Here is a 15071-nt window from a genome sequence, read left to right as displayed (position 1 = left end):
TCACCATTGCGCCGAAATATACTGGGTTTCCATGAATTCCAGCATCCCCTCATGCCCCCCCTCGCGGCCCAGTCCGGATTGTTTCACGCCGCCGAAAGGCGCCGCCGGGTCGGAGACAAGACCCCGGTTCAGCCCCACCATGCCGTAATCCAGCCGCTCGCAAACCTGCAACGCGCGTTTCATGTCGGCTGAGAAGACATAGGCGACCAGCCCGTATTCGGTGTCATTGGCGCGCGCGATCACCTCGTCCTGATCGGTGAAGGTCTGGATCGCGGCGACCGGGCCGAAGATCTCGTCATGGACGCAATCGGAATCCTCCGGCACGTTCGACAGGACAGTTGGCGGGTAGAAAAATCCCGGCCCCTCGGGCTGCGTGCCGCCACATTCCAGACGCGCCCCTCGATCCAGCGCATCGGCGACAAAGGACGCGACCTTGTCGCGCGTGTCGGCATTGACCAGCGGCCCGACATCGACCGACGGGTCGCTGCCATCGCCCAGTTTCAGCGCCGACATCGCCGCACTCAGCCGCGCGGTGTAATCCTGCGCGATGCTGTGATGCACATAGATGCGGTTGGCGGCGGTGCAGGCCTCGCCCAGGTTGCGCATCTTGGCCAGCATGGTGCCCGCGACGGCGGCGTCGATATCGGCATCCTCGAACACGATCAGGGGCGCGTTTCCGCCCAGCTCCATCGCCGGTTTCAGCACCTGATCGGCGGCGGAGTGCAACAGCTTGCGCCCCACCCCCGTCGATCCGGTAAAGCTGACGACGCGCACGCGCGGATCGTGCAGCATGTGATCGACCAGCGCGCCGGTGCGGCGCGAGGGCAGGACGTTCACCAGCCCCGGCGGCACGCCGGCCTCTGCCAGCAGGGGCATCAGCGCCAACATGGTCAGTGGCGTTTCCGAGGCCGGTTTGATGATCACCGCACAGCCCGCCGCCAGCGCCGGGGCGATCTTGCGGGTGCCCATGGCGGCGGGGTAGTTCCACGGCGTCACCAGCACCGCCAGCCCGGCGGGCCGGTGCTGCACCATGATCCGCGCGCCGCTGGCGGGGGCATGGGTCAGCATCCCGTCGGCGCGCACCGCCTCCTCCGCGAACCAGCGGAAGAACTCGGCGGCATAGGCGGCCTCTCCCATGGCGTCGGCGCGGGCCTTGCCGTTTTCCAAGGTGATCAGCCGGGCGAATTCCTCCTGCCGGGCGTTCATCAGCTCCCACGCACGGCGCAGCACCTCGGAGCGCGCGCGGGGCGTGCGGGCGGCCCAATCCGCCATCGCCGCCTGTGCGGCGTCCATCGCCGCATCCGCATGGGCGATATCGGCAGAGGCGACCGACGCCAGCACCGCCTCCGTCGCCGGGTTGATCACGTCAAAGCGGTCTTCGGCCGGCTGCCAGACGCCGTTGATGTAAAGGTCGGTGAACTGCATGTCGGTCTCCCGCGGGGTCAGAGCAGATGACGGAGCGGGTCGCCGATCCGGCCTGCGAAATTGGAAAGAAGGGCCAGCGCGGCCGGGGGCGACAGCTGATCCGCCCCGCATTCGAGGGTAATGGAAAGCGGCGCGCCATCCTCTCCTGCCGTGCCGCCGGTCAGGGTGAGGACGGGCATGTCTTCGGCCCCCATCTGCACCTGCCGCACCGCAGTGCCGCGCAAGTCGCGCAGGCGCAGGGCGGGCGGACCGTCGGTGCGGTTGACCCGGGACAGGATGGCGCCGGCCCGGTAGTGCTGTTCCCGCTCGAAGCGGGTGACGGCGACCACGATGTCCTGTCCCAGGCTGGCCGCCGCGAACCCGGCCAGGATGGCACCGACATCGGTGATCCCGGCCTCCTCCGCCGCCCAGGCGATGAAGGAGCCCAGCCCATCCGGGGCCGCAGCCACCAGGTGACGGGCGGCGGCACTGGCCGCGGTGGCGTCAGACACGGCGGGCAGGCTGCGCAGAACCTCTATATCGCGGGCGTGGTAGGGCTGGGGGTGGCCGGCGGCAACCAGCCGGGACAGGTCCAGCCCCTGTTGCAACGCCAGCCGCCGTGCCTTGGGGGAGGCGAGGATACGGGCCGCCCCTGCCGTGGTGCCGTGGCGCGTCGGCGGGGCCGGGGGCGTCACGTCGCTCTGCCCGGTGGCAGCCGCGCCCTGCCCGGTCTTCCCGCCCGCTCCAGCCGGTCCGCCTGGTCCGGCCTGGCCCGCCTCGGCGCGGGGGGTCTTCGCGGCGGAACCCGGCTTTGCGGACGTCGTCAGGGGCTGGACCGGCGTCGGGGAGGCGTCGGCCAGGCTGCGCTGCACCGGCGCCTCCGGCCGGTCAGCGGATATGATGGCGATCACCGCGCCGACCGGCGCGTCCTCTCCGACCTGCGCCAACAGGGCGGCGACAAAGCCGTCGCGCCCGGCCTCCACCTCCATGGTGGATTTGTCGGTCTCCACCTCGAACAGGATGTCCCGGGCGGCCACCGCATCGCCCGGCGCCTTGTGCCAGGCGACAAGCTGGCCGGTGTCCTGCGCCATGCCGAGGGCGGGCATGATCACCTCCGCGCCCTGCGGCAGATCGTCGGGCGCGTCCCCCGACGCCTGCGTCTGCGCTTCGGGGTCCGCCGGGCTGGCGGTTCCCCGGTCCTGCGCATCCTCGGAAATCCGGGCGATCACCTGGCCCACGGGCACCACGGCGCCGTCACCGGCCTGCACGTCGGCAAGGTAGCCGTCGGCGGGAGCCTCGACCTCCATCGTGGCCTTGTCGGTTTCGACCTCGAACAGCGGATCGCCCCGTTTCACCGCCGCGCCGGGCTGTTTCAGCCAGGCCACGATGGTGCCGCTGTCCTGCGCCATGCCAAGCGCGGGCATGATCACCTCACGCGGCATGGATCATCTCCCCCGACATCAGCTTGCGTGCGGTTTCGGCCACCCCCTCGGCGGTCGGCACCGTCAGGTCCTCCAGCGCGGGGGTGAAGGGCACGGGCACGTCCATCGCCCCCATGCGCAGCACCGGCGCATCCAGGTGATAGAATGCCTTTTCGTTGATACGGGCGGCGATCTCCCCGGTGACGCCGTAGCTTTGATGGCCCTCGTCCACCACGATCACCCGGCTGGTCTTGCGGGCCGAAGCCAGCAACGTCGCCTCGTCCAGCGGCACGATGGTGCGCGGGTCGATGACCTCGGCGCTGATCCCCTCGGCGGCCAGGATATCCGCCGCCGCCGCGCAGACCTGCACCATGGAGGACGTGCCGATCAGGGTGATGTCCGCACCCGCGCGCAGCACATTGGCCTGACCGAAGGGGATCAGGTATTCCTCCTCCGGCACCGGGGCCTTGTCGTTGTACATCAACTTGTCCTCGAAGATGACCACCGGATTGTCGTCGCGGATCGCCGTCTTCATCAGCCCCTTGGCCTCGTAGGCCGAAGACGGCAGCGCCACCTTCAACCCCGGAATATGCGCCACCAGCGCATGCAGCGATTGCGAATGCTGCGCGGCGGACCGGCGGGTGGCGCCCAGATTAGTGCGCACCACCAGCGGCGCCGACATCTTGCCGCCGGACATGTAATGCGTCTTGGCCGCCTGATTGCAGAGCTGATCCATGATCAGGAACAGGAAATCGCCGAACATCAGGTCCACCACAGGGCGCGTCCCGGTCATCGACGCGCCCACTGCCAACCCCATGAAGCCCGGTTCCGCGATCGGCGTGTCGACCACGCGGGCGGTGCCGAATTCCTCCACCAACCCGCTGAGCACCTTGAACGGGGTGCCGGCCTCTGCCACGTCCTCCCCGATGATGAACACCGTCTCGTCGCGGCGCATTTCCTCCGCCAGGGCTTCGTTGACGGCCTGGGACAGGGTGATTTCTCGCATGTTCTTCTCCTCAGGCTGTGTCATTGGCCAGCGCGTGGGCGGTGCCGTCATAGACATGCATGTCGACCTCCGACGCGTCGGGATATGGGGCGGCCAGCGCGTATTCGACGGCCGCTTCAGCGTCCTGGCGGATCTGGCTGTTCATTTCCTCCACCTCCTGTTCCGAAGTAATGCCGTTCTCCACCAGCCATGCCCGGAACCGCGTGATCGGATCGCGGTTTTCCGTCCACTCCCGTTCCTCTTCCTTTGAGCGGTAATATTCGCGGTTGATGTCACCGACATGGTGGCCGTGGTAACGATAGGTCATCAGTTCCATGAAGAACGGCCCCTCCCCCTTGCGGGCGCGTGCGACGAGGGTCTGGGCCAGATCGTTGACCGCCAGAACATCCTGCCCATCCACCTGATGCGCCTCGATCCCGAAGGCACGGGCCCGGTCCAGGATGGACCCGGCGGCGATCTCCTCCGTGCGGGTATATTCGGAATAGCCGTTGTTCTCGCAGGCATAGATGACAGGCAGGGACCACAGCGCGGCCATGTTCATGACCTCGTACATCAGCCCCTGCGCCGTGGCGCCATCGCCGAAAAAACAGACTGCCACGTCGTCCCGGCCCAGCAGTTTCGCGGTAAAGGCCGCCCCGGTCGCGATCCCCATGGAGCCGCCGACAATCGCGTTGGCCCCCAGATTTCCGTTGGACTGATCGGCGATATGCATCGACCCGCCCTTGCCCCGGCAATAGCCCTCTTCCTTGCCCAGCAATTCGCAGAACATCTGCCGGTATTCGGCGCCCTTGGCCACGCAATGGCCATGGCCGCGATGGGTCGAGGTGATCTTGTCCGTCACCTTCAGCGCCTCGCAGATGCCCACGGCGACGGCTTCCTCGCCGCTGTACATATGCGTCAGACCGGGCATCTTGGCCGAGAGATACAGCTGGTTGGCGTTGTCCTCGAACATGCGGATACGCACCATCTGACGGTACATGCGCAGGTAATCTTCGGTATTGGTTTTCGGGCTGGCCATCGTGTCCTCCTGTCACATCGGGTGGCGCGCGCGGCGCCGGGCGCCGGTCAATAGCGGTTGGCGATCGGCAATTCTTCCGCCGGGAACAGGCTGATGACCTCGCAGCCGGTGTCGGTGACCACGACTTCCTCTTCGATCCGGGCGGCGGAATAGCCGTCGGTGGCGGGGCAATAGGTTTCCAGCGCGAAGACCATGCCGGTCCGGATCTCCATCGGGTTTTCCAGCGATACGGCGCGGCTGATGATCGGGCGTTCGTGCAGCGCCAGCCCCAGCCCGTGACCGAATTGCAGGCCAAAGGCCGACAGCTCGTCCGGGAAGCCGAATTCCTCGGCCTTGGGCCACAGCTTTGCCACCTGATCCGTGGTCACGCCGGGCCGGATCGCCTGGATCGAGGCGTCGATCCATTCGCGCGCCTTCACATAGGCATCGACCTGCGGGGGGGTGGATTTCCCGATGTTGAACGTGCGGTAGTAGCAGGTGCGATACCCTTGATAGGATTGCAGGATATCGAAAAACGCCTGATCGCCCGGACGGAACATCCGGTCGGTGAAATTATGCGGATGGGGATTGCACCGTTCGCCCGAGATGGCGTTGATCGCCTCCACATCGTCGGACCCCCATTCATAAAGCAGCTTGTTCGACAGGGCGACGATCTCGTTCTCGCGCACGCCGGGTTTCAGCTCCTCATAGATGCGATGGTAGACGCCATCGACCATGCTGGCGGCCTGGGTCAGCAGCTGGATTTCGTCCCAGTTCTTGATCTCCCGCGCCGACAGCATGATCTGCTGGCCGTCCACCACGTTCAGCCCGGCCTCTTTCAGCGCCTCGAACATGGCGGTTTCGGCGTAATCCACGCCGACCGGCATCCCCTTCATGCCCGCGTCCTCGATCAGACCGGCAATGTCGCGGGCGTATTTCTTCATCAGGCCGAAACTGGGCGGGATGGTGCCGCGCATCCCCACGACACCGGCATGGCAATTGTCGGGGATCAGCCAGTCGGAATATTTGCGATGATGCACGGCGGCGGACCCGAAATCCCAGACATGCGGCGCGTCATCCCCCGTCAGCAGGGCAAAGCGGCACATCTTGTCCCGTTCCCATTCGCCGATCTTGGTCGCGGTGACGTAGCGGATATTGTTCACATCGAACAGCAGCAGCGATCCCGCATGGCTGGCCTTCAACGCCTGATGGGTCCGGCTCAGCCGATAGCGGCGCAGGCGGTCGTGGTCGATGCGGCGTTCGAAATCCACCTGGGTCGGCCCCCAGGCGGGCAAGCGCCCCTCCCATTGCCAATTCGGTTCCAGATCCTGCGGGGTCAGGACATTCGGGGTCAGTGCGCGGGACATGGCGTCTCCTCCGGGTGCAGCGGCACCCGTTGATTTCGTTGCAAAATTTGGACGTTCAGGGCGTTACTGGATGCACCAGCCGCCATCGATGTGGATCATCTGGCCGGTCATGTAATCGCTGTCGTCACTGGCCAGAAACGACGCGGTGCCGACGATATCGTCGGGGTAGGAGACCCGCTTGATCTGAAGCGCGTCGCGCACGATATCGTCATAGGCCTGGCCCTCCCGCTCCTTGAAGCCGATGTCGACCAGGTCCTTGTCCAGCTGTTCCCACAATGGGGTGACGACGACGCCGGGCGCGTAGCCGTTGACGGTGATCTTGTGCTCGGCCAGGCCGATGGCGCCGCAATGGGTCAGCGCCAGGCAGCCGTATTTCGAGGTACAATAGACGGTCACATCCACCAGCGGCTTGCGCGACGCGATGGAGCCGACGTTGATCAACTTGTAAGGGTGATCCTCCATCGGGCCCTGGGCGATCATCTGGCGAGCGGTCTCCTGCATTCCCAACCACATCGCCTTGGTGTTGACGTTCATGATCATGTCCCAGTTGTCTTCATCGATATCCATGAAGAACCGCGGCTTGTTCAGCCCTGCGTTGAAGACCCCGACGTTGATGCTGCCAAAGGCCTCCACCGTGGCGGCGACGGCGGCGGCGTTGCCGGCGCGTTGCGTCACGTCCATGCGCACGGCGATGGCGCGGCCGTTTCCGGCGGCGTTGATCTGCGTGGCCAGCGCCTGTGCCGCGTCGAGGTCCAGATCCCCCAGGCAGACATTCGCGCCCTGGGCGGCAAAATTTTCGGCATTGGCGGCCCCCATGCCGCGCGCGGCACCGGTGATCAGGATGTTCTTGCCTTGCAGGCGGTTGGGGTCCATTTGCGTTCCTCCTCGGGTCAGTATGTGCTTGGATGTCGCAGCACGGCGTCGGCACGGGCCTGCGCCCGGCGCAGCGCCTCGCGCGGGGTCAGGATTCCACGCAGCATGTCGTGGCATTCCTCGCCGCAGATCTGGATGATGTCGCAGATTTCGGGCACCGGCGGGCGCGGCCAGAATTGCAACTCGTCGCGCCAGGACATGGCATCCACCGCCGCGAAGATCGGCGAGGCGCGGCGCACCTCCGGGTCGGAGGCGACGGAATAGCGCGGATTGGTCCGGCTGCCGTTCTGGACATAAAGTTTCTGCGCGCCGGGCGAGGTAAAGACGATCAGCGCCTCCACCGCCGCCGGTACCCGGTCGGGCGGCAGGTTGGCCGGAATGCCCATCGCGTAGCCCCCCACCGGCGCCACCTGCGGCGCGCCGGGCACCGACGGATGCGGCAGGTAGCCGGTCTGCCCATAGGCGGGAGAGGTCTCGTCCAGCTCGAAATATGGCGCCAGCAGGGTGTAGCCATAGGCCATCGCGATATTGCCCGCCGCATAGGGGCGGACCCGTTCGTACCAGGACATCGACAGGATGTCGGGCGGCGAATATTGCAGCAGCTCCATCAGGAATTCCGCCGCCTCCAGCCCCCTGGGCGTGTCGATGGTCGGCCGATAGGCGCCCTGCGCCAGGTGATCGGTCTCGAACCCGCCGGCGATGCGTGGCAGATCCAGCACCGGCTGGCCGAAATCGGCCATGGTCATCAGCACCGTATGGCCCAGCGCCGTGCCCCGCGCCGCGTTCCAGGCCACGCCGTAGCGCCCTCGCTGCGGCGCGTGCAGCGTCTGCGCGGCATGCAGCAGCTGGTCCGTGGTCGCCGGCGGTTCCAGCCCCGTTTCGGCGAACAGATCGCGGCGGTAGAACAGCAGCTCCGGCGTCGTCTGCGCCGGCACACCGTACAGCCGCCCGCCCCAATGCGCCGCTTTCCACCCGGCGGTGTGAAAATCCGCAGGGTCCAGGCGGGCGATGTCCATCGCCTCTTCCAGCGGCATCAGGATGCCGTCGGTGGCGAATTCCCCGATCCACGGCAGATCCAGCGCGATGATGTCATACCGGCTGGTCTTGCGCTCGGCGTTGCGCTTGCCCTCCTCGCGCAGGCGGTCGATGGAAAAGGCGCGCTGATGGATCTGGGTGCCGATGGTCTGCTCGAACTGCCGTTTCAGGTTCTCCATCACCATGAAGGTCGGATCGCCATGCACCAGCACCCGCAGCCCGCCGGAAATCTTCAGCGGTTCGGACAGGACCTTGAGCGGCGGGATGGGCTGGGCGGACATGTAGGAGCCGCCGAAATAGTAATCGCGGCTGTCGTCGGCCCGCGCCTGACCACCGAACTGGGTTTCAGCCAGCCGCGCGACCCGGCCGGACATTTGCGTCCAGTGATCCAGCAGGGTTTCGCTGGGATGCATGGAATAGCTCTTGCCGCTCTTCGTGCGGGGGCGCTGGTCGATCAGCCCGGCTTCCAGCATCTCGTTCAGGCGCCGGGTGGCGGTGGCATAAGGCGCCTGACTGGCTCCGATCAACGACGTCCGGGTGACGGTCCGCGCTTCCAGGTGACCCCGGATCAGGTGCTGAGTCATCCGCAGGTAGGGGTTGGGGGCGAACAGCTCCATCGCGCTTTCGATTTCACCGCCCAGATCCTCGAGAAAGGTCAGGATGCGCAGCAGGTCAGACTTCGCCCGTGGCGAAACCAGGTAACTGTCGGCATGTCCTCTCATCGCGTTCATCGGATAGGTCCGTACCTTGCGGCTGCGGGGCGGGGTGGCGCCTGTGGATTTGTTCACTTTGGATCGATCGGATTCGGGCATTGCGGCCCTCCCTGGCAAAATGTTCAAAATGGCCAGCCGACCGTATCGCGAAAATGTCCGTTCCGGATCGGAAAATATCCATTATGGATATCCTTGATGCATCCCCGATCGTGCCGGATCGGCAGGTTTGCCGCAGTCATCCACGCAGTCATCCAACGCACCGGATGGCTTTCCCCCGCTGGAGGTGCGGGGGAGGCACGTTAAGAATGACCCCAGGGAGGAAACCAACATGACCATTCGCACGATCCTAGCCACATCCACCGCCGCGCTGGCCTTGGCCGGTGCCGCGTCCGCAGAGACGATGACCATCGGCATCACCCAGAACAACGTCGGGGTGGACAGCTACCAGACCACCTACGAGAAGGCCTTTATCGAGGCGGCGGACGCGAACGAGAACGTGGAGGCCGTCGTTCTGGACGCCGGCGGCGACGTGGCGCGCCAGATCGCCCAGATGGAAGACCTGATCCAGCAGGAAGTCGACGCGATCATCATCTGGCCCACCAATGGCGAGGCGGTGATCCCCGCCGTACGCAAGGCCCACAAGGCCGGCATCCCGGTGATCGTCACCAATTCCAACATCGCGGAAGCCGGCTTCGATTTCGTCGCCTCCTTCTCGGGGCCGGACAACATCACGCAGGGCGCCCGCTCCGCCGAGATCATGTGCGACAAGTTCAAGGACATGGGCATCGAAGGCGAGGCCCAGGTGGTCCACATCACCGGCCAGCCCGGCTACACCACCGCGATCGAACGCGCCAAGGGCTTCGACGACCGCTTGCCCGAGGTCTGCCCCGACGTTGGCGTCGTGGAAACCCAGCCCGGCGACTGGAACCGGGAGAAATCGCAGAAGGTGATGGAAGCGTTCCTGGTGAAATATGACGATATCGACGGCGTCTATGCCGGCGATGACAACATGGGCGTCGGTGCCCTGAACGCGGCCAAGGCGGCGGGTCGGGACGGCATCATCTTTGTCGGCGCGACCAATTTCGCCGTGGGATACGAGGCGATGGAACGCGGCGAATACTGGGGATCGATCTACCAGTCGCCTGTCGATGACGCCAAGGCGGCCCTGAAAACGGCCATTGAAACCCTCGAAGGCCAGGAGCTGCCGTTCCTCAATTATTTCGATACCCCGAAGATCACCCAGGACAATATGGGCGATTACACCAAGCCGGTCTTCTGAGATCCGCACAGCACGGACGCGGCTGCGGCTGCGTCCGTGCTTCACAGCCAAGATCGCATTGGGGAGGGGATCCATGGCCCGTGTTTCCGGCCGTTCCTGCATCGTCACCGGCGCAGCCCGTGGCATTGGCCGCGCCATTGCAGAGGCCCTGCTGGACGAGGGGGCGGATGTCTGTTTCGCCGATATCGACGGGGATCTGGTCGCCCGCACCGCGCAGGACAACGCCGACCGCGCCCGGCGCGGCGGCGGCAAGGTCACGCATGCCGTTGTCGACGTGACCCGGCGCGCCGAGGTGCGCGCGATGATCGACCACGCGGTCGCCGCATTCGGCAAGCTGGACGTGAAATTCAACAACGCGGGCGTGAACAAGCCGATGAACTTCCTCGACGTGACCGAGGAGAACTGGCGCTTCATCATGGAGGTGAACGGCCTTGGCTGCCTGATCGGCATGCAGGAGGCGGCGCAGCAATTCATCCGTCAGGGCACACCGGGCAAGATCATCAACACCGCCTCGGTCGCCAGTCGGCAGGGGTTCGACAACGTCGCCCCCTATTGCGCTTCCAAATGGGGGGTCGTGTCGCTGACCCAATCGGGTGCCCGCGATCTGGCCAGACATGATATCACCGTCACGGGATTTGCCCCGGGCGTGGTCGCCACCGAGATGTGGGAGCAGGTGGATCAGGATCTGGTGGCAATCGGCGCCGCCGCGCAGCCGGGACAGGCGATGCAGGATTTTTCCGCCGGCATCCTGCGCGGCCGTGTGGCCACACCGCAGGACATCACCGGCACCACGACGTTTCTGGCGTCGAAGGACAGCGACTACATGACCGGCCAGATCGTGATGATCGACGGCGGCATGGTGTTGGTCTGACGGCCCGAACGGCCGCGAAAGGAGGGGGACAATGACCACGATGACAAAGGAACGGTTGGGCGGCTTTCTGGCCCGGCAAGGCATCTTGCTGGCCTTTGCCCTGTTCATGATCGGATTCACTATCGCGAACACGCGGTTCGTCGATCCCGACAATATCATGGGGGTGGTGCGATCCTCGGCCATTCTGGGCGTCATGGCACTGGGCGTCACATTCGTGGTGATCAGCGGCAACCTGGATCTGTCGGTCGGGTCGATGATGTCCTTCTCCACCATCCTGGTGCTGGACCTGCATGACCAGATCGGCCCGGCGCTGGCCATCCCCGCCATGTTCGCCCTGACCCTGTGCCTGGGCGCCGTCATCGGGTTTCTCGTCGGATACCTGAAGCTGAATTCCCTGGTGGTGACACTGGGCATGTTGTCGGCGATCCACGGGCTGACACTGACCTGGTCGGGCGGCAAGAACATGGATATCGCCGACAAGGAAGGCACCTGGTTCAAGGTCTTCGGCCAGGGCGAGGCCCTGGGGATTCCGGTGCCGATCCTGCTGTTTGCCCTGCTGGCGGCAGGGCTGGGCATCGTGCTGGCGCGCACCCCCTTCGGGCGCAAGGTCTACGCGGTGGGCGGCAACGGCACCGCCGCGACATTCTCGGGCATCCGGCGGGCGCGGGTGGTGTTCACCTGCTATCTGCTCAGCGCGTTTTGCGTCGCCATCGCCGGGCTGATCCAGGCCAGCCGCTCGCTGGGGTCGCAGAACACCGTCGGTCAGGGGCTGGAGCTGGAAGTACTGGCCGCCGTCATCCTGGGCGGGGCCTCCTTGCTGGGCGGATCGGGCACGATCTTCAAGACGGTGATCGGGGTGCTGATCCTGGGCTTCATCCAGAACGGCCTGCTGCTGGTCGGCTTGCAATTCTACGTCCAGTTCGTCGTGACCTGGGTCATCATCATCCTTGCGGTCTGGCTGGATATCGCAGCCAAGCGCGGCAAGCTCTGGTCCCCGATCGCCTGAGGAGGAACGCATATGCAACCCGGAACCCTGTCCACCTTTCTCAAGAGCGGCGCCATCTGGGGCTTCATCCTGCTGGAACTGATCTTCTTCACCGTCGCCGGCGAATTCATGTCGGTCAGCCAGAAGGCGTTTCTGGACCTCGACAACATGTTGCTGCTGTTCAAGCAATCGGCCCCCATCGGCATCATCGCCATGGGCATGACCATCGTCATGGTGAACGGCAATATCGACCTGTCCGTCGGCGCGACCTATGCGCTTAGTGCGATCGTGCTGCTGGACAGCATGACCTGGCCGATCTTCGCCGGGATGGGCGACGGGGCGATCCCGATGGCCTGGGCGCTGGCGCTGCTGACCGGGCTGGCCCTGGGCGCGCTGAACGGGCTGATCGTGTGGAAGACCGGTGTTGATGCCTTCATCGTGACGCTGGGTTCGATGCTGGGCTATCGTGGTCTGGTCTTCATGTATAATGGCGAACAGCCCACCAGCCACCTGAACTGGACCCTGGTCGATTTCGCGGAGGCCCAGTTTCTGGGCCTGCACACCGCGACCTGGTTCCTGTTGGCGGTCACCGGCGTGATCTGGTTCGTGATGAACCGCACCGTGCACGGGCGCAACGCCTATGCCATCGGCGACAACCGGACAGCGGCGGTGAACGCGGGCATCCGGGTCGGGCCGCACATGATGATCAATTTCATGATCATCGGCTTTCTGGCCGCGCTGTCGGCGGTGGTGTTCTATTCCGAATCCGGTTCGGTCAATCCCAATGACGGCGGGCTTTACGAATTGTGGGTGATCACCGCTGTCGTCCTGGGCGGGACCAAGCTGACGGGCGGCGCCGGTTCGATCATCTCGACCTTTGGCGGGGTGCTGGCGATCCAGCTGCTGCGCAAGGGACTGGCCCATATCGGCGCGGATACGGAGACGGTGAACCTGGTCATCGGCCTGATCCTGATCGCGGTGCTGTTTCTGGACCGCCAGTTGAACATCAAGGGGAAAGAGGAGTTGAAGGTATGACCGAAGTGACCCCCGTCCTGCGTCTGGAAAACATCGTGAAGACCTTCCCCGGCGTGCGGGCGCTGGATGACGTGTCCCTGACCGTCATGCCCGGCGAGGTGCATGCCCTGATGGGAGAGAACGGCGCCGGGAAATCCACCCTGATGAAGGTTCTGGGCGGCATCTACCAACCGGAGGAAGGCCGCATCATCGTGGCGGAGCGTCCCGTGGTCATGACCTCCCCGCTGGAGGCCAAGGCCAAGGGCATCGTCTTCATCCACCAGGAACTCAGCCTCTCCGACGAGCTGAGCGTGGCGGAGAACATCTACCTGGGCGAACTGCCGCGCAAACGGTTCGGCCTGGTCGATTGGGCGACGCTCTTTGCCCGGACCGATGCGATCCTGGACCGGCTGAAGGTCGGCTTCAACGCACGCACCCGCGTCGGCGATCTCTCCATCGCCAATCAGCAGATGGTAGAGATCGCCCGCGCCCTGACCGTCGATGCCAAGGCGGTGATCTTCGACGAACCGACGGCCTCCCTCACCGATGCGGAAAAGGTGGTGCTGTTCGACGTGATCGCCGGGCTACAGGAACAGGGCGTCGGGATCATCTATATCTCTCACCGGATGGAAGAGATCTTCAAGATCACCGACCGCATCAGCGTGCTGCGCGACGGCAGCTATCGCGGTTCTGTCGCGACGGCCGAAACGGATGAGGACGCGATCACCCAGATGATGATCGGCCGCAAGCTGGACCTGACCCGCAACCAGACCCACCACCAGCTGGGCGATGTCGCGGTGGAAGTTCGGGGCCTGCGCTGTGGCGATCTGTACCGGGATATCAGTTTCGACCTGCGCCGGGGGGAGGTTCTGGGCTTCTACGGGCTGGTCGGCGCCGGGCGCACCGAAATCGCCGAAACGCTGTTCGGCCTGCGCGCGCCGTCGGCCGGGACCATCCACCTGGACGGACAGGAGGTGCGGATCGACTCCCCCGTCGATGCCATCGCCCACGGCATTTCGCTGGTCCCCGAGGATCGCAAGGCGCAGGGGCTGGTACTGGGCATGAATTGCCGGGACAACATGACACTGCCGCAGGTCGATACGCTGACCTCCGGCCCCTTTGTCGCCGAGGGCGAGGAGATCGCCATTTTCGACCGCTACCGCGCGCGGCTGGACATCCGCACGCCGGGCTGGAAACAGCAGGTCGGCAACCTGTCCGGCGGCAACCAGCAGAAGATCGTGATCGGCAAATGGCTGTCGATGGCCCCCCGCGTGCTGATCGTGGACGAGCCGACGCGCGGCATCGACGTGGGCAGCAAGTCCGAGATCCACAACCTGATCCGCGAACTGGCGGCGCAGGGCTACGCGGTGATCGTCATCAGTTCGGAAATGCCGGAGGTTCTGCATGTCTCCGACCGGATCGTGGCGATGTATTCGGGGACAATCATGCGAACGTTCACCTCTGACGAAGTGACGGAGGACAACCTGATTCAGGCGATATCCGGCATCTCCCCCGACAAGGCCGCATAAGAACGGGTAAGCGTGAGAACGGGCCAACGTGAAGACGGGGTGGGCTGCCAATGGGAAGAATGCGGGCGGAGACCGTGCCTGTGGCGGCGCCCCTTAGCCGGCATTCACCGCCCCCCTGCCCCCACCACCGCGCCGGGCAGCGCCGGCGGGGAAAAGTCAGTGGGCAAAATCGGCGGGCAGCATTGCCGGGCGCCCCGAATGACCCGGATGACCCGCCGCCCCCGGCCCCTCACTCCAACGGGGGCACTCCGGCCATGACCCCCGCGCAGGCCGCCGCGTCGCCGCAGCAGCAATCCTGCAACAGAAACCTGACCAGCCCGTTCACTGCCTCGAAATTCGGCGCATACAGCACTTCGCGGTGCTGACGCTCTGTGGTGACCAGCCGCGCCCGTTTCAACGTGCCGAGGTGACCGGACAGGGTCGATGGCTTGAGATCCAGCAGGCGGCCGACCTCCATCGCGGGTGTCCCCTCGGGGCCGCGCTGCACCAGCAACCGAAAGATGGCCAGCCGCGTGTCATGGGCAAGCGCGCTGAGCGCGTCTATGGCGACGGGTTGATCCATGTTTCGTGAATACGC

Annotated in this window: 13 protein-coding genes; 5 read left to right on the top strand and 8 right to left on the bottom strand. The window is 65.3% G+C overall.

Annotated elements, in window-relative coordinates; all coding sequences use genetic code 11:
* From G5A46_RS09310 to G5A46_RS09280, 7 genes are all read right to left on the bottom strand, one after another.
* On the bottom strand, positions 1-1425 hold the full coding sequence (locus tag G5A46_RS09310; RefSeq protein ID WP_163849137.1) for an NAD-dependent succinate-semialdehyde dehydrogenase: 1425 nt from the start codon (positions 1423-1425) through the stop codon (positions 1-3).
* Between the two features lie 17 nt (positions 1426-1442).
* A complete protein-coding gene (locus G5A46_RS09305; protein ID WP_163849136.1) occupies positions 1443-2846 on the bottom strand; it encodes a biotin/lipoyl-containing protein in 1404 nt (467 codons plus the stop codon).
* Positions 2836-3831: an alpha-ketoacid dehydrogenase subunit beta gene (locus G5A46_RS09300; RefSeq protein WP_163849135.1), complete on the bottom strand. Its 996-nt coding sequence runs from the start codon at positions 3829-3831 to the stop codon at positions 2836-2838. Before G5A46_RS09300 ends, G5A46_RS09305 begins: the two co-directional genes overlap by 11 nt.
* 10 nt (positions 3832-3841) lie before the next feature.
* Entirely contained in the window at positions 3842-4849 is a 1008-nt protein-coding gene (locus G5A46_RS09295; protein WP_163849134.1) for a thiamine pyrophosphate-dependent dehydrogenase E1 component subunit alpha, read from the bottom strand.
* Positions 4850-4896: 47 nt separating this feature from the next.
* A complete protein-coding gene (locus tag G5A46_RS09290; RefSeq protein ID WP_163849133.1) occupies positions 4897-6195 on the bottom strand; it encodes a M24 family metallopeptidase in 1299 nt (432 codons plus the stop codon).
* Between the two features lie 63 nt (positions 6196-6258).
* Positions 6259-7068 (bottom strand): SDR family NAD(P)-dependent oxidoreductase, encoded by an 810-nt coding sequence (locus G5A46_RS09285; RefSeq protein WP_163849132.1) that lies wholly within the window; start codon positions 7066-7068, stop codon positions 6259-6261.
* Positions 7069-7085: 17 nt separating this feature from the next.
* On the bottom strand, positions 7086-8915 hold the full coding sequence (locus G5A46_RS09280; protein ID WP_163849131.1) for an extracellular solute-binding protein: 1830 nt from the start codon (positions 8913-8915) through the stop codon (positions 7086-7088).
* Between the two features lie 229 nt (positions 8916-9144).
* Between G5A46_RS09280 and G5A46_RS09275 the strand changes: the two genes are divergently transcribed.
* From G5A46_RS09275 to G5A46_RS09255, 5 genes are all read left to right on the top strand, one after another.
* Complete coding sequence (locus G5A46_RS09275) at positions 9145-10095, top strand: sugar ABC transporter substrate-binding protein (protein WP_163849130.1); 951 nt, start codon at positions 9145-9147, stop codon at positions 10093-10095.
* Positions 10096-10168: 73 nt separating this feature from the next.
* Positions 10169-10966 carry an SDR family oxidoreductase gene (locus tag G5A46_RS09270; RefSeq protein ID WP_163849129.1) on the top strand — a complete coding sequence of 266 codons (798 nt, stop codon included), beginning with the start codon at positions 10169-10171 and terminating at the stop codon, positions 10964-10966.
* Positions 10967-10997: 31 nt separating this feature from the next.
* On the top strand, positions 10998-11972 hold the full coding sequence (locus G5A46_RS09265) for an ABC transporter permease (protein ID WP_163849128.1): 975 nt from the start codon (positions 10998-11000) through the stop codon (positions 11970-11972).
* Between the two features lie 12 nt (positions 11973-11984).
* Entirely contained in the window at positions 11985-12986 is a 1002-nt protein-coding gene (locus G5A46_RS09260) for an ABC transporter permease (protein WP_163849127.1), read from the top strand.
* Positions 12983-14494, top strand: coding sequence for a sugar ABC transporter ATP-binding protein (locus G5A46_RS09255; RefSeq protein WP_163849126.1), 1512 nt, complete (start codon positions 12983-12985; stop codon positions 14492-14494). Before G5A46_RS09260 ends, G5A46_RS09255 begins: the two co-directional genes overlap by 4 nt.
* 229 nt (positions 14495-14723) lie before the next feature.
* On the opposite strand, the gene G5A46_RS09250 is transcribed toward G5A46_RS09255, so the two are convergent.
* Positions 14724-15056 (bottom strand): ArsR/SmtB family transcription factor, encoded by a 333-nt coding sequence (locus G5A46_RS09250; protein ID WP_163849125.1) that lies wholly within the window; start codon positions 15054-15056, stop codon positions 14724-14726.
* Positions 15057-15071 lie beyond the last annotated feature (15 nt).

The organism is Pseudooceanicola aestuarii (assembly GCF_010614805.1).
Taxonomy (GTDB): Bacteria; Pseudomonadota; Alphaproteobacteria; order Rhodobacterales; family Rhodobacteraceae; genus Pseudooceanicola; species Pseudooceanicola aestuarii.
Note: the sequence above shows the minus strand (reverse complement) of the source record. Positions and strands in the feature narration are given on the sequence as shown.